The 21,653-nt window shown below is 52.4% G+C and carries 21 protein-coding genes, 1 other RNA gene and 1 pseudogene; 11 read left to right on the top strand and 12 right to left on the bottom strand.

Annotated features, from left to right (window positions below; all coding sequences use genetic code 11):
- Positions 1–3 precede the first annotated feature (3 nt).
- From GCD22_RS05395 to ffs, 8 genes are all read right to left on the bottom strand, one after another.
- The gene (locus GCD22_RS05395) at positions 4–459 is read right to left on the bottom strand and encodes a CBS domain-containing protein (protein ID WP_010640137.1); all 456 of its coding nucleotides are present in this window, start codon (positions 457–459) and stop codon (positions 4–6) included.
- A complete protein-coding gene (bioA, locus tag GCD22_RS05390; protein ID WP_031574940.1) occupies positions 456–1,808 on the bottom strand; it encodes an adenosylmethionine--8-amino-7-oxononanoate transaminase in 1,353 nt (450 codons plus the stop codon). The genes GCD22_RS05395 and bioA overlap by 4 nt, the downstream gene beginning before the upstream one ends.
- Positions 1,801–2,646, bottom strand: a complete 846-nt coding sequence (locus GCD22_RS05385) for an NAD(P)H-hydrate dehydratase (RefSeq protein ID WP_031574937.1) — start codon at positions 2,644–2,646, stop codon at positions 1,801–1,803. The genes bioA and GCD22_RS05385 overlap by 8 nt, the downstream gene beginning before the upstream one ends.
- Before the next feature lie 2 nt (positions 2,647–2,648).
- Positions 2,649–3,866, bottom strand: coding sequence for an ammonium transporter (locus GCD22_RS05380; protein ID WP_010640142.1), 1,218 nt, complete (start codon positions 3,864–3,866; stop codon positions 2,649–2,651).
- Positions 3,867–3,900: 34 nt separating this feature from the next.
- Positions 3,901–4,500 carry a recombination mediator RecR gene (gene recR / locus GCD22_RS05375; RefSeq protein WP_031574935.1) on the bottom strand — a complete coding sequence of 200 codons (600 nt, stop codon included), beginning with the start codon at positions 4,498–4,500 and terminating at the stop codon, positions 3,901–3,903.
- A 1-nt stretch (position 4,501) separates the two neighbouring features.
- Complete coding sequence (locus GCD22_RS05370) at positions 4,502–4,828, bottom strand: YbaB/EbfC family nucleoid-associated protein (RefSeq protein WP_010640145.1); 327 nt, start codon at positions 4,826–4,828, stop codon at positions 4,502–4,504.
- Positions 4,825–6,522, bottom strand: a complete 1,698-nt coding sequence (gene dnaX / locus GCD22_RS05365; RefSeq protein WP_010640147.1) for a DNA polymerase III subunit gamma/tau — start codon at positions 6,520–6,522, stop codon at positions 4,825–4,827. The genes GCD22_RS05370 and dnaX overlap by 4 nt, the downstream gene beginning before the upstream one ends.
- Before the next feature lie 26 nt (positions 6,523–6,548).
- Positions 6,549–6,645: signal recognition particle sRNA small type (ffs, locus tag GCD22_RS05360), an RNA gene on the bottom strand.
- A gap of 755 nt (positions 6,646–7,400) precedes the next feature.
- On the opposite strand from ffs, the gene GCD22_RS05355 reads away from it, so the two are divergent.
- Positions 7,401–8,615 (top strand): ISL3 family transposase, encoded by a 1,215-nt coding sequence (locus GCD22_RS05355; protein ID WP_065973572.1) that lies wholly within the window; start codon positions 7,401–7,403, stop codon positions 8,613–8,615.
- Between the two features lie 107 nt (positions 8,616–8,722).
- Positions 8,723–9,943, top strand: coding sequence for a DHA2 family efflux MFS transporter permease subunit (locus GCD22_RS05350; protein WP_244947582.1), 1,221 nt, complete (start codon positions 8,723–8,725; stop codon positions 9,941–9,943).
- Positions 9,944–10,077: 134 nt separating this feature from the next.
- Here the strand turns inward: GCD22_RS05350 and GCD22_RS18370 are convergent, their stop codons facing one another.
- The gene (locus GCD22_RS18370; RefSeq protein ID WP_244947581.1) at positions 10,078–10,296 is read right to left on the bottom strand and encodes a hypothetical protein; all 219 of its coding nucleotides are present in this window, start codon (positions 10,294–10,296) and stop codon (positions 10,078–10,080) included.
- Between GCD22_RS18370 and GCD22_RS05345 the strand changes: the two genes are divergently transcribed.
- The 4 genes from GCD22_RS05345 (at position 10,266) to GCD22_RS05330 (ending at position 14,305) form a co-directional block, all read left to right on the top strand.
- Positions 10,266–11,699 (top strand): efflux transporter outer membrane subunit, encoded by a 1,434-nt coding sequence (locus GCD22_RS05345; RefSeq protein WP_153940482.1) that lies wholly within the window; start codon positions 10,266–10,268, stop codon positions 11,697–11,699. The two genes, GCD22_RS18370 and GCD22_RS05345, sit on opposite strands and share 31 nt — an antisense overlap.
- Complete coding sequence (locus tag GCD22_RS05340; protein ID WP_153940481.1) at positions 11,696–12,868, top strand: HlyD family secretion protein; 1,173 nt, start codon at positions 11,696–11,698, stop codon at positions 12,866–12,868. Before GCD22_RS05345 ends, GCD22_RS05340 begins: the two co-directional genes overlap by 4 nt.
- A 447-nt stretch (positions 12,869–13,315) precedes the next feature.
- Entirely contained in the window at positions 13,316–13,522 is a 207-nt protein-coding gene (locus tag GCD22_RS05335) for a hypothetical protein (RefSeq protein WP_051690548.1), read from the top strand.
- On the top strand, positions 13,523–14,305 hold the full coding sequence (locus GCD22_RS05330; RefSeq protein ID WP_404813590.1) for a tyrosine-type recombinase/integrase: 783 nt from the start codon (positions 13,523–13,525) through the stop codon (positions 14,303–14,305).
- A gap of 38 nt (positions 14,306–14,343) precedes the next feature.
- On the opposite strand, the gene GCD22_RS18900 is transcribed toward GCD22_RS05330, so the two are convergent.
- A complete protein-coding gene (locus GCD22_RS18900; RefSeq protein WP_226856029.1) occupies positions 14,344–14,574 on the bottom strand; it encodes an AlpA family phage regulatory protein in 231 nt (76 codons plus the stop codon).
- A gap of 708 nt (positions 14,575–15,282) precedes the next feature.
- Here GCD22_RS18900 and GCD22_RS18365 point away from each other — a divergent pair.
- Complete coding sequence (locus tag GCD22_RS18365; protein ID WP_010640157.1) at positions 15,283–15,504, top strand: hypothetical protein; 222 nt, start codon at positions 15,283–15,285, stop codon at positions 15,502–15,504.
- 755 nt (positions 15,505–16,259) lie between these two features.
- On the opposite strand, the gene GCD22_RS05315 is transcribed toward GCD22_RS18365, so the two are convergent.
- On the bottom strand, positions 16,260–16,397 hold the full coding sequence (locus tag GCD22_RS05315) for a hypothetical protein (RefSeq protein ID WP_153940480.1): 138 nt from the start codon (positions 16,395–16,397) through the stop codon (positions 16,260–16,262).
- A 440-nt stretch (positions 16,398–16,837) separates the two neighbouring features.
- Positions 16,838–17,407: pseudogene (locus GCD22_RS05310) on the bottom strand (IS630 family transposase); the annotation flags it as partial.
- Positions 17,408–17,594: 187 nt separating this feature from the next.
- On the opposite strand from GCD22_RS05310, the gene GCD22_RS05305 reads away from it, so the two are divergent.
- From GCD22_RS05305 to GCD22_RS05290, 4 genes are all read left to right on the top strand, one after another.
- The gene (locus GCD22_RS05305; RefSeq protein WP_153940443.1) at positions 17,595–18,680 is read left to right on the top strand and encodes an IS630 family transposase; all 1,086 of its coding nucleotides are present in this window, start codon (positions 17,595–17,597) and stop codon (positions 18,678–18,680) included.
- Between the two features lie 455 nt (positions 18,681–19,135).
- A complete protein-coding gene (locus GCD22_RS05300; protein WP_031573962.1) occupies positions 19,136–20,683 on the top strand; it encodes an OpgD/OpgG family glucan biosynthesis protein in 1,548 nt (515 codons plus the stop codon).
- A complete protein-coding gene (locus tag GCD22_RS05295; RefSeq protein ID WP_031573965.1) occupies positions 20,683–21,351 on the top strand; it encodes a hypothetical protein in 669 nt (222 codons plus the stop codon). The genes GCD22_RS05300 and GCD22_RS05295 overlap by 1 nt, the downstream gene beginning before the upstream one ends.
- Positions 21,348–21,614: a hypothetical protein gene (locus GCD22_RS05290; protein ID WP_051690691.1), complete on the top strand. Its 267-nt coding sequence runs from the start codon at positions 21,348–21,350 to the stop codon at positions 21,612–21,614. The genes GCD22_RS05295 and GCD22_RS05290 overlap by 4 nt, the downstream gene beginning before the upstream one ends.
- The last annotated feature ends 39 nt before the right edge of the window (positions 21,615–21,653 follow it).

Genomic DNA, 21,653 nt, shown 5'->3' with positions numbered 1-21,653 from the left:
AACTCAGGGTTTTAACAAATGCTGGAGAATATCGGAACGGGTGATAATACCCAACAGCTTTCCATCTGTATCCACAACAGGCAAGGCATGCACTTCCTTACGCAAGAGTTTTTCGGCGACCGCATCGGTGTTTTCGTCGGGTCCTGCGGTCACGACCTTGGTAGTGGCCAACTGGCCTGCAGTAACAGCCGTGACTTTACGTAACTCTTCTTCATATTCATGCATGCCACCCAACGGAATCAATCCATCGAGAATGGTCAACATAGTGGGCAAATGCACCTCGCGATTGGCATCAATCAGGTCGCGCTCACCGATCATGCCGATCAGATGCCCGGAGGCACTGACTACGGGAATACTGTGGTGCCCCGTCTGCAGCAAGATTTTGCCGACATTCTTGACCGAATCATCTTCCTGCACCGTGCTGGGCGCACGGGTCATGATTTCCTGGGCCGTTGTCATTGGGTTCTTCCTTCCGCCATGGCGTCAAATAATGTGTGGAGAATAGTGTCTATTTCCTGCTCTGTCACCGACAGAGGGGGCACAATGGTGAGCAGATCACCAAGGGGTCGGCTATACACACCCATTTCCCGGGCACGTTTGCAGACCATGTATTCGACACGTTCGCCATAAGGGTAAGCCGCTCCGGTAGCCGGGTCACGCAAGGGAATGGCCGCCATCAAGCCAAATTGCCGGGGCTCACCTGCCCAGGGTTGATGGTGAAATACTTCCAGACCTGCGCGCAGTTTTTCGATTTTATTGGGGATTTCGGACAACAAATAGCCTTCGGCAAAAATGCTCAGATTTTCCAGAGCCACCGCAGCGGCCAAAGGGTTGGCCGTAAAGGTATGTCCGTAATAAAACTGTTTGGCTTCGCCAAAGGGGGCCAGAAAAGCCTGATAGATTGCTTCTGAAGTCAGCGTTGCGGCAATGGGTAAATAACCGCCACTCAGTCCTTTGCCGAGCGCCAGCAAGTCAGGTTCGACCTGTTCTTTTTGGCAGGAGAACAATTGGCCGCTGCGACCAAAGCCAGTGGCCACTTCGTCAACAACAAGCAGGACCTCATGGGTATTACAGAGCTTTTGTGCGCCCGACAAGACCCCGGGTGGAAAAGGCAATATACCGGCTGCACCCTGCACGCCGCCTTCCAGAATCAAAGCGGCTATATGGTCTTTTTCTGCCAGTAAAACGACTTCCAGAGTATTCAGCCAGAGCTTGGCTGCCTGCGCGGCATCCCCCTGGCATTGTTCCCATTGCAGCACATAAGGGCTGGGCAACCTGCGCGTCGGGAACAGCAAATGACCATACACTTCGTGAAAAAGCGGAAATCCACCCACCGAAACAGCTCCCACCGTATCGCCGTGATAAGCGTTATCGAGGGTCAAAAAAAGATGCTTTTGCGGACGTCCTATGTTGGCCCAGTACTGCGCAGCCATTTTAATAGCCACTTCTACCGCCTCAGAACCATCTTCACTGAAAAAACAATGTTGCAGAGATTCTGGAGTGCACTCAACCAGCTTTTTGGCGAGACGGATAGCCGGTGGATTGCTGGCGCCCAGGGCTGTCGTATGCGCGACCTTTCCCAACTGCTCCAGAAGGGCAGCATCAAGGCGCGGATGGCGATGACCATGCACATTACACCAAAGGCTCGCGACCGCATCCAGACAACGCGCGCCATCCACATCATACAAATAATGGCCTTCCGCCCTCTCGATAATCCAGGGATCATCGTCACCATAACATTGCATCTGGGTGAAGGGATGCCAAAAATAACGGCGATCCCAGGCTTTCAGCATTTCGGTTTCAGACATGGATGGCATTCAACTCCTGTATGACAAAAGGTAGTTCTTCGAGAATATTGCTGGCCAACAGGCTTTCTTCTCCCAACCGTCGGGCCGCACGATCGCCGGCGAGGGCATGAATGGCAACCCCCAGAATCAAGGCATCATCGGCCGATAAACCCTGGGCCAGTAATCCTGCCAACACTCCAGTGAGCACATCGCCGCTGCCGCCAGTGGCCATTCCCGGATTTCCCCAAGGGCAATAACAGCGCGCTGTTTCACCCAACATAAGACTGTGCTGCCCCTTCAAAACCCAATGCCCGCCATAGCGGGATTGCAGCGCATGTATTACCCCTATCCGGTCCAGCTGAACGTCAGGAAGCGGCATTGCCAGCAGACGGGCCGCTTCCCCTGGATGCGGGGTAAACAGCCGAACAGCCTTAGCACTGAGCAATGGCGCACCAAAACGCGCAAGAATATTGAGGGCATCCGCATCCCAGACCTGGGGAATGGGCAAACTCCCGACCTCGGACAGCATATCATGCGCTGCCAGCCCCTGCCCCAGACCGGGTCCCACGGCGAGTACCGCATTGTCCGGTAAGGCAGAGAAACTTGGGGGCCAGTCCCACCAGGTCGCTTCCGGAAGCGCGGAAGTCAGATAAGGAACTGCGGAAGGATGACCCACGGCGGTCACCAACCCTGCCCCAATCCGGTAGGCAGCCGCAGCAGCCAAAGCCAGTGCTCCGCCCATTCCTGGCGCGCCGCCCAGTACAAAAACATGTCCAAAACGACCTTTATGTGCATCAGGAGACCTTTTCGGTATTTTTGGCAGACGCTCCCAAGTCAATGCAACAAAGTCATCATCCACGTTCAGGCCCTCTCAATATCCTCCTCAGGATACGCGCTGACATGGTGAATACTCAAATCGGGACCGGCATATTCCGCCTCGGCATCCAGGCGAATCCCAATGAAGGCCTTGATGGTGCCGTACACCACTCCGCTACCCAGCAGCGCAATCAAAACCCCCAAACTGGTGCCCAGCAGTTGCGACCAGAAACTGACTCCCCCAGCACCGCCCAGCATTTTCAGGCCGAAAATTCCCACGGCCAGACCACCCCAGACACCGCAAACGCCATGCAAAGGCCAGACCCCGAGCACATCGTCCAGGCGCAGGCGATGTTGTACAAAGGTAAATAAATACACAAAAATAATCCCGGCTATGGCACCAATGGCCAGAGCCCCGATGGGCTGGACCACATCCGATCCGGCACAAATAGCCACCAGCCCTGCCAATGCTCCGTTATGCACAAAACCCGGATCGCCCTTGCCAACGGCCAGAGCGGCGAGCATGCCACCCACCAGGGCCATGAGAGAATTCAGGGCCACCAGACCCTGAACCTGAGCCAACTGCTGGGCGCTCATCACATTAAATCCAAACCAGCCGATGATCAGAATCCAGGAGCCCAAGGCCAGAAAAGGAATATTGGAAGGCGGCATGGCATGCACCGTACCATCCTTACCATAGCGCCCCCGGCGCGGTCCCAATAACCAGACGGCCATCAGGGCCATCCAGCCACCCATGGCATGGACCACTACCGAACCGGCGAAATCATGAAAAGGCGCACCAAATGTCTGCGTAAACCAGGCCTGAATGCCGTAATTGTTATCCCAGACGATGCCTTCATAAAAGGGATACACCAGGCCCACCAGAAAAGCCGTAGCCAGCAATTGCGGATAAAAACGGGCGCGCTCGGCAATGCCTCCGGAAATGATGGCGGGTACGGCTGCCGCAAAGGTCAGCAGAAAGAAAAAACGCACCATTTCAAAACCATGATCGCCGGCAGTCAGGGTTTGCACGTTTCCGAAAAAACTGATGCCGTAAGCAATATGATAACCGATAAAAAAATACACAATGGTCGAAATGCCAAAGTCACTGAGGATTTTGACCAAAGCATTGACCTGACTGCGCCGGCGCACGGTCCCCAGCTCCAGAAAGGCAAAGCCGGCATGCATGGCAAAAACCAGAATGGCGCCCATCAACAAAAAGAATACATTACCGCCCGGAGGCGTCACACCCGTAGCCAGCATACGACTTCTTCCTCTCTCTAATGTTTTGTTTTAACTATTCATCCAGCAGGCGGCGTCCATGCAGCGCCCGTCCGAGTGTGCCGCGATCTACATATTCCAGTTCACCGCCCACCGGAACGCCGTGGGCAATACGACTGATGGTAATGCCTGCAGGCACCAGATCTGCCAGAAACTGGGCAGTGGCTTCACCTTCCAGAGTGGGGTTGGTGGCAAATATCACCTCCTGCAGATCCGCTTCTGCCAAACGCTCACTGAGACGATCCAGATGCAGGGCTTCCGGACCGACTCCATCCAGAGGTGACAAATGGCCCATCAGCACAAAATAGTCGCCGCTGAACATGCCTGTATCTTCAATGGCGCGCAAATCTGCGGGTGATTCCACAATGCACAACAGCGAATGATCCCGGTGCAAACCCTTACAGACAGCGCACAAAGGGGCTTCGCTAAGATTATTGCAGCGTTCGCAAAAACGCACTGCAGCATGCGCGCGTTCCAGCGCGGTGGCCAATTGGGGAAGAAGATTGCGTTTACGCACCAGCAGATCGTAGCAGATGCGCTGCGCAGAACGCGGTCCAATACCGGGAAGGCGCCTTAACAGCGCCTCCAGAGCCTCCATACTCGGAACATCAGCCATATCAGAAAGGCAGGTTCATGCCTGGAATATTCATTCCACCCGTGACTTCCGACATCCGTTCAGCACTGACCTTTTCAGCATTGCGTACCGCATCGTTAATGGCCGCAGCTACCAAGTCTTCCAGCATTTCCTGATCATTATCCGCCAGCAACGAGGGATCAATTCGCACTTTGCGCACATCATGGCGACAGGTCATGGTGACCTCTACCAGATTACCGCCGGCATGTCCCTGGACTTCAATATGGGCCAGTTCTTCCTGGGTTTTTTGCAGGCGATCCTGGAGTTGCTGCGCCTGTTTCATGATATTTCCCAAACCACCTTTCATCATCGACTACCTCCCTGTTGATTCGTTAAAGTCATCAAGGTAATGGATTCTACCTGAGTACCCAGTATTTCCGTAAATTGTTTGATCAGAGGATCATTGGCCACCCTGACCTGTGCTTCTTCCTGTCGCGCGGAGGCCTGAGATTCTGCTTCAGCATTTACACTGCGTACGCCGCTTGCCTCGGTCAATTCACTGATGACGAGTTGCGGCGTCTGACCAAAGTGGTCACTGAGCGCTTTCAGAATTCGCGCTTTTTCCTTGATAATAAAGGGCAGGTAGCGAGGCTCTACGAGCAGATCCACCTTTTGCGCATCACACTGCAGGGCTTGACCGTGACGCAGCTGTTCCTGCAGCAGCGGTGAAAGTGATAATGTGGCAATCAGTTCCTGCCAGGAAAGACTCATATGGACCGCTTGCGGCGGTATGAATACATTTTCTCTGAGAATTTCAGGAGCGGGCTCGCGGACCACATCCGCAAATGTGCGTGATTCTGGAATCAGTTCTGGCAGGACGGGTTGAACAGTTTCAACGGTTGTGATCGCAGTCTCTGTAGAGGTTTGAGAGATTGAACTGGGCTTTTTCCCCGGTTCGGGCGACAGCGCCGATGGTGGAATATTCCCCGTAGAGAAACTGAGCACCCGCAAAAATGCCATTTCCAGTGCCATGCGTTGATCTGGATAGAGCTGAAAATCCCGGCGCGCTGACAGCAACAGGGCATACCAGGACTGTAAAACCAGTGGATTGATTTTGTTTCGTAACTGACTGATCAGTTCCGCATCATCACCCTCTGCAACGCCCGGCACAAACTGAGCAAGACTCAATCGATGCGTCCCCTCGATAATCAGGTCCAGTAGCCCGGCAGCATCCAGACCCCGCGCCAGGTGTTCGTTGACCAGCGCAAATACCCGTTCCGCATCTTGGGCAATCAGCGCTGCAATCATCAGCATAACAGTATCGTCGCCACTGCGTCCCAGCATGCCAAGCACACCCTCACGGCGCACTTCGCCACCACCATGGACAATAGCCTGATCCAAAAGGCTGAGGGCATCGCGTAAACTGCCATCGGCAGCTTTGGACAATATGTGCAGTGCGGCATCTTCTGCGGAAATTTTCTCTGCCAGCATGATCTGCTGCAGGCGCCCCTGAATCTGGCCGATTTCCAGCCTGCGTAAGTTGAACTGCAAACAGCGGGATAAAACGGTGACGGGAAGCTTCTGAGGATCAGTAGTTGCCAGCAAAAACTTGACATGTTCAGGCGGCTCTTCAAGGGTTTTCAGGAGTGCATTGAAACTATGAGTGGACAGCATGTGCACTTCATCGATGAGGTAGATTTTATAGCGCCCGGCCACCGGCGCATATTGGACGTTATCAAGCAGTTCACGGGTTTCATCCACGCGCGTGCGGCTGGCAGCATCCACTTCCAGCAAGTCGACAAAATTTCCGGCGCTGATACTCAGACAGGCGCTGCAGGTTCCGCAGGGTTGGCTGCTGATACCTTTTTCGCAGTTCAAACATTTGGCAAGCAGCCTTGCCAAAGTGGTTTTACCTACGCCTCGCGTTCCCGTAAACAAAAACGCATGGTGGATTCGGCCGGAGTCCAGGGCATGACGTAAGGCGGCTACAACGGCCTCCTGCCCAACAAAATCTTCAAAATGCTGGGGCCGCCAACGTCGGGCAAGGGCTAAATATCCCGTCATGGAAAAACACTAAATTGGGAGGCGACGCGAATCAGCCGCACCCCGGCACCTGGATCGCCGGCTGCCGCTGCTCCCTTCCGGGCCTGACGGGGTTCACCAGCTACCACTGCGAGGGGACCGATTGTTGTCGCCATAGAAAACCTGAAATTGTCCACGCAAGGACGAGAACAGACGAAAAGTGCAACACCACTATTGCACTCACAAGTTGCGAAGGTATCAGAACCCCGATCTGCGATCAATATTGACCCCGCAAATCGTCAGGGTTAAAACTGCTCTATCATCACGAAAGCAGCGCGGGTCAGTATAACGGAGGTGAAACCTTCTTAGGACATAGCGCCAGAACCCCAAGATGAACAGTAACAGAATCCACCAACTCCCTCCTGCCAGAGTGGAAATAGCCATGGCGTCCACATTCTTCCAGCAGGAAGAAAGAAGATATTCGGGTAAAAAACCCAAAAAATCATTCGTTAAAATATCAGCACGATAACCCAGATATATAAAATTCCACCCAATAGCCAGAGACTGAGTGCCATGAAGTCAAATTCCGTACTGGACATGAAAAACCATTGGATATCTGGCAATAAGATCAAAATGGCAATAAAGTATGAGATGATGATGTGCAAGAGCCAGTCACCTTAAATACTATTTATTATTTATATTTTATTTTTTAATCATTAAGATAGTTTCCTATAATTAATAATTAATATGCAATAAATCATCTTTATCTTCCTCAGATAATGAGCGACGTAGCAAGCATCAAGCTTTTTGCGTATGACCTGGTAACGCTCAAATTGGAGTTGTTTTGGGCTCTTCGTCAGATCGAGTGGGTAGGGTTTACAATGCAGCGGAGCAGTTGTGTCCCGAATAGGAGTTAGCTGATGGTCCCAGAAGAGCTGTTTTCTCTCGCGTTAGGGTTGGTACCGCCGTGGTTGGTGGACGATGTGACCTTCCAAGTGGAGGAGAAGCGCCTGGATCTGCACATCAACTTTCCCAAGGGCAGTCGCTTTGCTTGCCCCGTCTGTGGTGAGGAGTGTCCGGTACATGACACCCGTGAACATACTTGGCGGCACATGGATTTCTTTCAGCATGAAGCCTATCTCCACGCCCGCGTACCCCGTGTGATGTGCCCGGAACATGGGGTGCATCAGATCCCTGTTCCCTGGGCGCGGGAAGGCTCGCGTTTCACCCTGCTCTTTGAAGCGCTGATCATGACCCTGGTGCGGGAGATGCCGGTATTGACAGTAGCCCGCCTGATCGGCGAGACCGACACGCTCCTGTGGCGGGTGATTGACCACTATGTGCCCGAAGCCCGTACCAGAGTGGATATGGCCCATGTCCATGCCGTCGGCGTCGATGAAACCAGCAGTCGGCGCGGCCATGACTACATCACGCTCTTCGTAGATCTGGAAGCTAGGCGACTGCTGTTTGCCACCCCCGGTAAGGACGTCTCCACTTTTGCGCGATTTGCCACAGACCTTGAAGCCCATGGGGGCAGCGCAGAAGCTGTCACGGACGTCAGCATGGACTTGTCTCCCGCCTTCCAGAAAGGGGCTAAAGAGCATCTTCCCAACGCCCAGGTGACCTTTGATCGTTTCCACCTCATGAAGCTCGTCAACGAGGCCGTGGACGCGGTACGCAGGAGCGAAGCATTTACCCAGCCAGACCTCAAAAAGACCCGCTGGCTCTGGCTCAAGAATGAACGGAAACTCAAGGTGAAGCAGAAAGAAAAGCTGCAGGCATTACTCAAAGACCAGAACCTCAAGACGGCGCAGGCCTACCAATTCCGCCTGACCTTTCAGGACATCTTCACGATCAAGAATCGCCATCAGGGTGCTACCCTCTTGAAAGCCTGGTTGGAAAACGCCAAGACCAGCGATCTGCCGCCTATCGTCAAGGTTGCCTACACCATCATGAATCATTGGGATGGTGTGCTCCACTGGTTTGAGAGCCAGATCACCAATGGAATTCTGGAAGGTTTTAACAGCCTCATTCAATCCGCCAAGGCGAAAGCTCGGGGTTACCGTACCCACAAGAACTTTATCAATATGGCCTACCTGATCTTGGGTAAGCTGGATCTCAGGCTACCCACTTGAAATGACGAGGAACCTTGTTTTGAGAATCCACTACGGTTGACATATATATGCATGACCCACATGATCGGGACGTTTGCTCAAATCAGCACGGAAATGGTTTCCTGTTCATGGCTTTTTCACAAAATGCTCCGGCAGTTTCCCCGCTCAGCACCGGCATGGTATCGCTGCTGAACCTGGTGATCGGACTCGGACATTTTCTGGTATTATTAAACACCGGTGCCTATCTGCCCATGATACCCCATGTTGCCGGGAGTCTGGGCGTCAACCCGGACTTTGCGATTTGGACCCAGTCAGATTTTTTTCTCGCCATGGCCCTGGCCTTTCCGACTTCTCCCTGGTTTTTGCAGCGCTGGGGGGAAATGTGGGTTTTGGCAGGGGCTTTTATCGTATTCGCCCTGGCTTCAGCCATCTGTGCCCAATCGAATGATTATGACATCTTTCTGATTGCCCGTATTGTTCAGGGGTTCTCGAGTGGATTGACCATTCCGGGATCTTTGCAGATTATCCTGCGCCACTATCAAGTGCATCGCCGTAACATCGGTCTGAGCTTGTGGGGGATCGCTGCGCTCACGCCCTTTACCCTGGGTCCATTTATCGGTGGATGGATCACCGACAGCATCGGTTGGCGCTGGCTGTTTTATGTAAACATTCCTATTGCCCTCAGCGTGGCTGCCTTTATTGCGATTCTACTGTTCGGTAGAGAGATGGAACACCATCATCCTCCCCTGGATTGGCCGGGGCTACTTTTTCTGCTGATTGCTCTGGCTACTCTGGAGTCAGCACTCGATAGGGGAGAAATCATCAGTTGGTGGCGCTCATCCCCCATTATTTTCCTTGGTATGATCAGTCTGCTTGCTCTGATGGTATTTGCGATTTGGGAATGGTATGGCAGGCATCCTTTGCTGGAGCTGCATCTTCTGAAACGTCGTAATTTCTTGATCGGTGGCATGGTTCTTTTTTTTACTATTCTGCTTTTTCAAGGCAGCATTGCCCTTTATGTTGTGGGATTTCAGTTGGTCATGGGCTACAGCGCCTGGCTGGTCGGCCTGTTGATATTACCCATGGCGATTTTTTCGAAAATCAGTTTTATCTTGACCCAGCGCCTGCTCAATCATCTGGATGCACGTATCCTGGCTATTTTCTCCTTATTGGGATTTGCGGCCGCCAGTTTTTGGGTTTCCTCCTACAATCATCCGGCCTCTTTCAGCGAATTACTGTGGCCACAAGCTTTTGTAGGAATATTTCTGGGCAGCCTGTTTCCATCCATTAATACCGTTGCCTTGTCCGGATTATCCGGCCCCGCCGAAATGCGTGGTACTGCTTTTTGAATGTATTGCGGCTCTGTGGACAGGCTATGGGCATTCCCCTTATTGCCACACTTTTTGACCGGAGAACAATTCTGCATGCACATTTTCTTGCTGAGGGTAACAGCACCGTGATGGCTCATACGCCCACAATTTCGTCAAGCAATATCCACATCGTCCACTACATTGCGCATCAGGCAGCCATGCTCGCCTTCAACGAAATATTTTATATAGCCGCATGGGGATTCCTGCTCGGCGCGGGTCTCCTGCTGTTCAGTAAACGTGTGCCTTGAGTGACGCCGGATATATGGATGCGCCGCGCCATAGAAGAACTGGTGGATCTCTGATGAAAAAATCCATTCTTCTACTGCTGCCATTGTTGCTGCTTGCGGCCTGCGCGCGTCTGCCTGAGCATCTTCCCGGCGCGCATCTCGCCCATACCACCCAGATTCAACAGACCCTGGCTCGTGCCGATCATCACTATGGAATCACAGCGGGTCCATGGCCTGCACAGCAGTGGTGGAAAGCGGCGCAAATGCCTGCTCTTGACCATCTGATTCAGGTTGCCCTTCGCCAAAACCCATCGCTGCAGCTTGCCAGCACCCGTATTCTGGCCGCCAAAGCCATGACTGCAGAGCAGCAGGCCGCCCTCCTCCCGCAGTTTTCGGCGGGAGCCGCCCTTACTCAGGAGTATTTTTCACAGAATGGTTTGCACCTTCAGGCCAATGGCAAAAGCTTCACCTATACCGCAATCAACCCGCTGGAACTCCGTTATCATCTGGACTTGTGGGGACGCGACAGCGATCAGGTTCGTGCAGCTTTGGGGCAAGTACGCGTTCATCAGGCGGATTATGCCGAGGCAAAATTACAGTTGGAGAAACAACTGGCTTGGCATTATTTTCTGCTGGCGGGTGAAACACGGCAACTGCATCTGGCGGAGCGTCTGGAAAACCTGCAAAAATCCTTGTTGCAACTGGAAAAACAACGTTGGCAGGATGGTCTGAACAATGCCCGGCCGGTGTATGCGCAGACAGAAACTTATGGCAGTGCGCGGCAGTCAGTCGCCCAACTGCGGGCCGCCATTGCGCAACAGCGCTATGTGCTGGCCGCCTTGGCCGGGCATGGACCCGATTGGGGACGGAGTATTGGCGTAGAACCGTTACCGGATTTCTCCACCATAAATATCCCCCGTCAATTACCTCTGCGTCTGATCAGCCACCGTCCTGATATGGTCGCTGCACGCTGGGAAATCGAAGTCGCTGCGCAACAGGTCGGGGCCGCCCGCGCGGCTTTTTATCCCGATGTCAATATTGCCCTGTTTGCCGGTTGGAACAGTATTGATCTGGGTGATTTATTCAGTCCCGGAAATCTGGCCCATGCCATTGGTCCGGTGGTATCCCTGCCCATTTTTGAAGGCGGAAAGCTCCGTGCCCGTCTCAAAGCGCAAAATGCCTTGTATCTGGCCGCACAAGATCATTATCGCCATACCATTCTCAGCGCGGTGCGTGAAATTGCCGGGCATTTGGCCAGCTGGCAAAAATATCGTCAGCAACTACAGGAACAGACACGGATGAGCAAGGCCGCCAGCCAGGATAGCGCACTGACTACAGCCGCTTTTCATTCGGGTACCACCAATAAGATAAGTGTTTATCGCAGCCGGATTCGGGAAATCAATCTGCAAAACCAGCAGATCACCTTGCAAATACATAACGCACAATCCTGGGTGCTGCTCAATGTTGCCCTGGGGGGCGGATATACGGTGGAGAAAAAACCAGCATGAGTACAACAGCATCCTCCTCAGCCCCTGACTACAGCTCGCGGGAAAAACAGCGGCGCAGACTGTTGCTGCTGCTTGCCGTTATTGTGCTTATTGCTGCTGGATTGGGAGTCCTCTGGTGGTTGTTGCGGGGCCAGTACTGGATTGAAACCAATGATGCTTACGTCACCGGCAACATCACCCCGGTGGATAGTTTGTCGGCAGGCACCGTCAAGCAGGTGCGGGTGGAGAATACGGAATATGTTCATGCCGGTCAGATTCTGGCAGCCCTCCAGGGTTCGCAGACCCGACTGGCCATGGAACAGGCCGGTGCCCATCTGGCGGCAACAGTCAGACAGGTCCGCCAGGATTTCGCCCGGGTCCAGGCGTTGCAACAGAGCGTTCAGGCCCAACTGGCTGAACGGCAAAAACTGGAAATGGATTTGAACCGCTACCAACAGTCGCTGCCCAGCGGGGCGGTTTCCAGGATTCGCATTGAAAATACGCAAAATGAAATCACTTCCGCAGCAGCACAAGTCGCAGAGGCCCAAGCCAAGTTGCGAGGGGCACGAGCCATTGTCGCGGGCACCACGGTATCTGATAATCCGCTGGTTCAGCAGGCTGCCACGGCTTTTGAAAAAGCCGACATCAACTGGCAACGGCGACTCATCCGTGCCCCCATATCGGGTTATATCGCGCAACGCTCTGCCTACCCCGGTTTAAAAGTGGCTGCAGGCCAGCACCTGTTTTCGGTGGTGCCGCTCAATGACTTATGGGTGGTGGCCAATATCAAGGAAACGGCCATGCGCCATGTCCGTCCCGGACAGGCCGTTCAGTTGACCAGCTATTACTACGGCCATCAGGTACGCTATCACGGCACCGTTCTGGGTTTGCTTCCCGGTGCCGGCAGTGCATTCAGCATTCTGCCCCCCGAGAATGCTACCGGAAATTACATTCATATTGTGGAACGCGTGCCGGTACGTATTGCCATACCTGCCAGGGAACTCGCGGAACACCCCTTGCGTCCGGGGCTTTCCATGATTGCACAACTGCACTGGAAATCCGGGCAAAAACATTCGGTACTCCAGCCCCTGACCACCACCCCGACCCAAGGTTATGCAACCACGGTATACCGCACTGAACTGCTGCAGGCTCAACAGCGGGCGGAGGTCATCATTCGCCAAAACCTGTGAGCACGGCAACTGGAAATCTGATCAAAATTAAAGGAACGCCCATCAACGAACCCTTAGTTTACATACAACTGTTTTCACACTTATTCCCAGTCGACTTTGAATTCCGACGGTTTTAGAAGGTCAATATTAATGCGGATTGAGGGTTCCGATACCTTCGCAGCTGGCGTGCGCAAATTATGAGGCGCTTGACGAAATCAAGACCAGGATTTCACATAAAAATGCAGGCAGCATCAAACAGCTATGCCCGTTGTTTGGCGGAGAGGGTGAAGTCCAACCCCATGTCTACCAGTGTTCAAGATTGCCCATATTAATATTTGTATTCATCATGTTATCGAAATACCTATCCACTAAAGTCCGACGAAATTCGCTGTAAGCCATGTCGTCGGACAAGATAAAAGGCAAGACAGACACGTTTGGCGAAGTGTCACTTTATCAAAGGATAACACAATGGCGACGACCATTCGTAAGCTAAAAGATGTTCGCGTTCTGGCGGAGGGTATGCGCAAGACCCAAGCCGACGGCCATAATCCCGGCAAATTACTGAGTGTTAATGCCTCCATGGAGACGGTCTCCATGACCTTCGAGCAATGCGCCCAAGATTTGCTCGAGGCCAAGCGGTCCGGTTGGAAAAATGCCAAACACGCGCAACAATGAATTAACACCCTGCGTGACTATGCCTTCCCGGTTATCGGGGCCAAATCCCCAGCAGAGGTGACGCTGGCGGATGTGAAATCAATCCTACTGCCTATCTGGACGACCAAAACAGAAACGGCAAGCAAAGTGCGTCAGCGGATTGAGGCGGTTTTGGATTATGCCGCTGTACATGACTGGTGTGATGGCACCCGAAATCCGGCACGATGGAAAGGCATATTGAACAAGATGTTACCAGAACCTGACAAGGTGAGTAAGCGCCAGCATCACGCAGCTTCAGCTTACACCGATATTTCCCGTATCATGGGAGCATTGCGGGATAAATCGCATATCTCTGCCTATTGTTTGCAGTTTACCATTCTGACGGCCGCCCGTTCTGGGGAGTCCCGTGGTGCCACCCGGGAAGAGTTCGATCTAGACACAATAATCTGGACGATACCCGGCATGCGCATGAAGGCCGCAAAACCGCACCGGGTGCCCCTGTCGGATGCCGCCATGGCTATTTTGAACCAGATGCAGGCCTGGAGAATGGACAACACTCCCAGGATCTTCCCCGGCGCCCGTGGCGGATCGCTGTCAGATGTGGCCGTGAACAAGGTGCTTCACAGCGTGATCACCGATGTGACCGTACATGGATTTCGCAGCTCTTTTCGAGACTGGGGCGCTGAGCAAACCCATTTCCCGGCCGCAGCATTGGAGCAAGCGCTTGCCCACACCAACCCGAACAAGATTGAGGCAGCGTACCAACGTTCGGACCTATTCGACTTGCGCCGGAAGCTGATGTAGATGTGGTCAGAGTTTGCGACTGAGGCCGGTTCTTCGATCTACCCCTCAGGGAGAACTTGATCAATTCTACCCTTTTCCTCTGGCACGCATTGCTGGTCACTCGCCTCTTTGACTTGCAAGAAATCCTCAATCCATTGTTGGGCTTCGGCTGATGACCAAACGCTAGCACGTCCGATTTTTCGTGGAGCGGGGAATGGCCCTTTCCCAATGAGCCCGTAAATGGACGAGCGTCGCAGCGCGACCATGGACATGACTTCGGGAAGTCGCATCAATCGTGGGTTGTTATGATCGTTTGTGTTCACTATATTTCCCTCTTCTTGCTCTGTCAGGATGCAAGTTTGTTGAAATCCAGGAACACTGACAAGGCGCAACTTTATGCATATTTTCCGTTTCATATACGCGGATCAGTGATAAGTGCAACTGAATACGATGAAGGTGCCAATAGGAGGGGCGACAATAATGCGAAATATGCGCAGAAAACTCGCTGACTACTGTCGCGCCTGGCGGGAGTTTTTGAAAGATACCTTTCGTGGATATGAGCACTGGCCTGACGGCGAGGCGCGCTACAAAAAGCGGTGGGAGCGTCTGGATGCGGTGTTAGCGGATTTTCAGCGCGCGCCGACTAATTTTGATTCACGGTTCGAAGTGGGGACCCATGAAGGGGCAGGATTTGCAGTTTTTATATCCGTTCCAGACATCGTAACCTCCTGTTCAAGGATTTCTCTATCAGACAATAGTCCGTAGAAATTTGCTCATTCGAGGTTATAGCCAACATCTAAGGCTTTCATCTGGCTATGATTCTCGTAGATCCAGGCTGTAAAAACCAAAGATGATGCGAACTGGTAGGCCATAAGGCGTCAACTGTACAGTCTTCCATAGTTTTCCATCCGCAAAATTGATCGTACCTGTCAGGCTTATGGATTACGTTTGCGGTTCAAGAACCGCATCCCCGAAGTATCCGAACAGGCGTAACTCCCATGAGCCAAGCATTAGTCATTCTGCATGCAAGCCCTGATGAGGAAAATCCTCGCGCCGATACGGCCGTTCGTCCCACCGGTGCCATGTTGGCAGATAACAAAGACGTTCGCTTGTTTCTTGCCGGAAGAGATAATCCCCTTAACGACAGGAAGAATTATTATTCCTCACTCTTGACCGCCACAAAGCGCATATCAGGCTGCTGTAGTGTTTCCCTGATATAGAAAACCCCGCCCTTAGTCGGTGTCTGGTCTGGAATATTTGTTGATAACTTCCTCATGACGCCCCATATTCATGGATGGTAAAAACACGGGAGAATAAGCTATGCCTATTTCAACTAGAAAAATCGCTGCAGTTACCTTGGGTATTTTGGCGCTCTCAGGCTGTGCTTATGGCCCCTACGGCCGATATGGACATCCAGGGTATAACCAGCCACCTCCACCTGGTCGGTATAACAACGGCTACGGTCATCCACCGCCGCCACCGTCGCCTCCTCCTCCCGGCCAGGGACCTGGTCAGTACAACTATGGCTACAGGTAGGTAATCCACCGCCATCCCTTCCATAAGCAACAGTCCGGGAACAAGTTCGGCTTCATCCACTAAACCAGTAAGAGAGGATTTGCTATGCCGCGTAAACCCATTGTACTCAGTATCGCCATAGGCCTTGCCGGATTAGGGGTTTTATCCCTCTCTACGCCGGCGTCCGCTGCGCCGTTTGATATCAGTGTCATACTGGGCGATCTCGGGATCAATCTAGGTAACACGGGCTGGCCCCAGCAATACGGCTACTTTGAGCCGCCCTCAGCGTATACCAGCTATTACAGTCAGCCACTCTATGCGCAGTACATGATGTGGTATTACTACCCGCAGACATACTACCAGTATTATCCTGCACCGCCCCCGCCCCTGCCGGCAGGAGCGCCTCCGCCTCCGCCTCCGCCGGCAGGAGCACCGCCGCCACCACTACCTGGCACTTATTTTAATTATCTGGGGGTTCAACCACCGCCACCGACTCCGCCTGGCGCACCACAACCGCCTCCGCCTGGGCCTCCTCCCGGTGGACAGGGCTTTGGGCTTCCGGGGAGACCACAACCCGGTGGGCCGGAGTTCGGTCCACAACCAGGTCCACCACCCGGAAGACCAGGTCCTGGCCATGGAGGGCCTCGGTTCCAGCCAGAACCAGCAGGAGGACCCCCGCAAGGGCCTCAATCTGGCCCGAGAGGAGGGCCGCCACAGGGGGGGCCTGGAGGACCTGGACCTCAACAGCCACCCCACCAAGGACCTATGGGTGGACCGCCTTCACCGGGTGGGCCAGGCGGACCGCCCCCTGGAGGGCCTGGCGCATCTTAACAGCCAAAACAAAACGAGCCGCTTGTCATGGGGCTCGTTGTTTGGAACCGTTATTAATGTCCTCTATTAACAAGACAACAGATCCACTAGGCATGGTGAATCTTTCTTAATAATCTTGCTGTTAGATTTACTAATTGTAAGTTTTTGGTCTTTTTGTCATCCACACGACATATAACACCGGGGCCAACCATAAGGTCATCACTGTTCCTAGTGTAGTGTTGCATTCTGTTTGCTGCTTAAGTGGCTGTTGGCGCGAATGACCTTTTGCAGGATGTCGCGGGCGGTTTTGGTCAAGATGAAGGATTTGGGATGGGTGTTGTGGTGGTCGATGTACCCCTCAATGGCCTGGATGAGTTCAGGCACACTGGTGAACACCCCACGACGTAATCGCTGGGTCGTGATATCCCGAAAGAAACGCTCGACCATGTTGAGCCAGGATGCTGAAGTGGGCGTAAAGTGCATGTGAATACGCGGGTGCTTGTCGAGCCACGCCTGTACTACCGGGTGTTTATGGGTCGCATAGTTGTCGGCGATCAGATGCAGAGCCTTGTCCTTGGGCGTCTGCCGATCAATTTTCTTCAGGAACTTCAGCCATTCCACATGGGTATGTCGCTGTTGACACTGCCCGATGACCTGGCCATCCAGCACGTTGAGTGCGGCAAACAAGGTCGTAGTGCCATTACGTTTGTAGTCGTGGGTCATCGTTTCTGCGCGGCCCTTTTTGAGGGGAAGTCCCGGTTGGGTCCGGTCCAGGGCCTGTACCTGACTTTTTTCATCTCCGGCTTACTCTGCGTGGTCAATTCTACCAGACGGGCCACATCCACATGGAGCTGTTTTATCATCATAAACCTTAAGTTTCACCAAGAGTGCAACACCACACTAGTGTAGTGTTGCATTCTTGGTGAAACTTAAGGTTTATGATGATAAAATAGCTCCATGTTGAGGGTATGAATGGAGTCGAGCCTTGCGAGTTGCGCCCACAGTCACTTTAACCAGCGAAGAGCGGTCCGAGTTGTCCCGTATAGTCGCCTCCCGATTAAGCAGTGTCCGCTTGTCATTACGGGCACGGATGATATTGCTGGCGGCAGAGGGCTTGCAGAACAAAGAAATTGCGGAGCGCCTGGGGGTGGATCGCCTGCAAGTCGCACGTTGGCGCAAGCGTTATCTGGAACACCGCTTGTCGGGCATTGAACGCGATTTACCGCGCGGCGCCCCTCCGGTGAAAGTGGATGTGGCCCGTCTGGTAGAATTGACCACGCAGAGTAAGCCGGAAGCGATGACGCATTGGAGTACGCGTAGGATGGCGGCAGAACTGGGTGTCAGTGCCGCCAGTGTGTCACGGCATTGGCGCAAGCATGGCCTCAAGCCTCATCTGCTGCGTGGTTTCAAGGTGTCACGTGACCCGCATTTTGTGGAAAAGCTGGAAGATATTGTGGGGTTGTATATGTCTCCCCCGGAGCATGCCTTGGTGCTCTGCGCGGATGAAAAAAGTCAGGTGCAGGCCCTGGACCGGACCCAACCGGGACTTCCCCTCAAAAAGGGCCGCGCAGAAACGATGACCCACGACTACAAACGTAATGGTACCACGACCTTGTTTGCCGCCCTCAACGTGCTGGATGGTCAGGTCATCGGACAGTGTCAACAGCGCCATACCCATGTGGAATGGCTGAAGTTCCTGAAGAAAATTGATCGGCAGACGCCCAAGGACAAGGCTCTGCATTTGATCGCCGACAACTATGCGACCCATAAACACCCGGTAGTACAGGCGTGGCTCGACAAGCACCCGCGTATTCACATGCACTTTACGCCCACTTCGGCATCCTGGCTCAACATGGTCGAGCGTTTCTTTCGGGATATCACGACCCAGCGGTTACGTCGTGGGGTGTTCACCAGTGTGCCTGAACTCATCCAGGCCATTGAGGGGTACATCGACCACCACAACACCCATCCCAAACCTTTCATCTGGACCAAAACCGCCCGCGACATCCTGCAAAAAGTCATTCGCGCCAACAGCCATTTAAGCAGCAAACAGAATGCAACACTACACTAGCGTTGCTCGTCTCTGGCCTATATGACCCCCTTATTTATAAAATTCCGTAAATATGGGATTGGCTCCAATGCCGTCCTGTATTCAGATCATTGGTGAGTTATACCACTATTGCATGAAATTTTTATCATGCGATTTTCTTATGTCCTATAGCGTATAGAATATATTGCAGGTTTATTTCTCTGCCAGTTATAACAGCTTCGCACAGACAGGATTAAATGGTTAAATGTCGCTTATTGGCGACATTTTTATGTTTTTATAAAATAACCTATTATCACAATCAACTAGATGATTTTATTTTATATTTTTTTAATATAAGAAAAAACTGTGATCAAAAATTGAAAATATGACCGTAGCCATACAGCGACATAAGCCGCAGTAAATATTTTGTGCTCAACATTTACAGCATGGTAATCATGTGATTATATATTTGGCATAGAATTTGCTGAAGTTCTATTATGTTTATTTTTGTCTCAAAAAATAAAAACCCGCTTTTCTCTTATGCTGTGCTGGGATTAGGTGCGATATTTGCGCTTTCAGGCGTTTCTACTGCATTTGCAGATCCTTTTTCCTTTGCAAATGTCCAGAAATCTGCACAAAAGTTGTCCCGCAGAGCTTGGAAACCGCGCCCCATTTCCGCTGGCCAATATCTGCGCAGGCTGAGCCCACAGGCATATGGTCGGATTCTGGACGTACACCCCCTCTGGAAGGGGCAGGATTTACCGTTTGAAGTCGTGTTTTATCCACTGGGGCATACCTTTGTCCATCCCGTACAAATGAATGTTATTCAGCACGGACAGTCCTTTCCGCTGCCCTACAGTGCCAGGCTGTTTGCTACCCATGGGGTAGTTAGTCAATCGCAACTCCCGCGTAAAGGAGGATACGCAGGATTTTCTTTGCTTTACCCACTGGATACTCCTCCTTACCACAACGAGTTTGTGTCTTTCCTCGGTGCCAGTTATTTCCGTGCTGTCGGCAAGGGCGCCGTCTATGGAACTTCAGCCAGAGGCCTTGGAATAGATACGGCCTTACCTTCCGGTGAAATTTTTCCTTATTTCCAGGAGTTCTGGTTGCAACGACCCAAGCTCGGAGCGCGGCACATGATCATTTATGCCCTGCTGAATAGCCCTGTAATAACCGGGGCCTACCGGTTTACGGTAATCCCTGGAAAAAGTACACGCATTCGCGTACGGGCCGTTTTGTACCCGCGCAAAAAAATCAAACAGCTTGAAATTGCACCGCTTTCAAGCATGTACTGGCATGGTCGTGGTCGAGGTATTAGAGCCGGGGACTGGCACCCTCAACAACATGATTCCAGCGATCTGATCATGGCGGCCCGTGATGGTCAATGGATCACAAGACCGTTGAATAACCCTCTGCACATCCAGGTGACTCGTTATCTTCTCAATAACCCCATTGGTTTCGGATTCTTTCAACAGGATCGCCGCTTTTCTAACTACGAAGGATTAATTACACAGTATCAAAAAAGGCCCAGCGTCTGGATTCACCCGCTTAATCACTGGGGGAAAGGACAGGTGGAGCTGGTAGAATTGCCGACAAACAACCGTAATACGGATAACATGGTGACCTTTTGGGTCCCCGCGAAACCCCTGCGACCGGGTGAATCACTGCGGGTGCATTACCAGATCCGGTTTTTCCGGAACGACAAACAGCTCCCATCTGGCGGGCATCCAGTCGCTACCTTTCTGGGTAACGATCCGCACATGAAGGGCGCCAAGACATTGGTGGTGGATTTCGCCGGAGATGGATTGGGTCATCTCCCCGCACAAACCCCTATGCACGCCCATTTTACGGTCGGAGCAGGGGTACATATTCTCCATTCGTCAGTACGATTCAATCCCTTGAAGCACCAATGGCAGGTGAACGCCCAGATTCTCCCAGCCAGACATCAACCCCGTAACATCAGCCTATTTCTGGCTTCAAAAGGGAAAGTGCTTAGTGATACCTGGTTATATTTATTACCCCCTCAAAAGGAGGCAGCATAATGTATAGAAGCCCGGATAATTTCGATATTCTGCATCCAGTTCGACCCAGTAACGACCCGTCTACCGACACTGTCAGACTACCCATTGCTGCGACACATTACCTGGACAAACTCGGACTGTCTTCCGCCCAACGGAATTGGGTAGAAAGCCAGGTCATAACAGGTCTACACGCACAGGCTGGTCGTATCAATGGAATCAGTCCAACTTGGTTTGCACTGATGCAAACCGCTATTGGCGCGTTGGCTGAGGATGGCGATGAACTCAACGCTCGTCTGGCCACTGCATCACCGGCAGCTCGTGCGCAAAATCATCCAGCACGCTGGTTTGAACAGCAACAATCTCCGGCAATATTGCGTTCTTCTATGGCGTCAAAACGATTCGTCCGGAAGATTCGGGAATATTTAGAGGAAGAATGCATGCCTGTATGGGCATTCAGGACACCATCCAGTATGAGAAATCTGGGAAGGCGTCCCATTGGGCAAAAGAATGTGCAGCGGATTCCACAATACTCAAAAAGGTGGTCATTTTCACACACCTATTTTCCATCACAACAGTCGCACAAGACTTATGAGATCAGCCAGAACTATTGGGAGCTGAGGCGGCCCGTACGGCTCTCCCGAAGGGATTCATCTCTGGTTAAATCGATTAGCACAGGGGGATTCTCATGAGCTTAAAGACAAACTGGAAAACGATAATTCAGATAGTAACCGCAAGTGTTTTGTGTTTCAGCTCGGTTGATGCCGTGGCCCATGAGGATCATGCTCCGCAAAATCCTCACTATGAAACAAAAATACTGAAAAACAAGGCGGAACGACTGGGATATGACGCTATTTTAGCTGTAAAAGCGCATCATTTCAAAGCAGCTCTACATGATGCCCGATCTATGAAAAAAACCCTTCATAAAATCTGGTATATTCATCAGCATTGCTAGGGATGGAATAACCAATAAATGGTCACGGCCCGAAATCAA

Source organism: Acidithiobacillus thiooxidans ATCC 19377 (genome assembly GCF_009662475.1).
GTDB lineage: Bacteria > Pseudomonadota > Gammaproteobacteria > Acidithiobacillales > Acidithiobacillaceae > Acidithiobacillus > Acidithiobacillus thiooxidans.
Note: the sequence above shows the minus strand (reverse complement) of the source record. Positions and strands in the feature narration are given on the sequence as shown.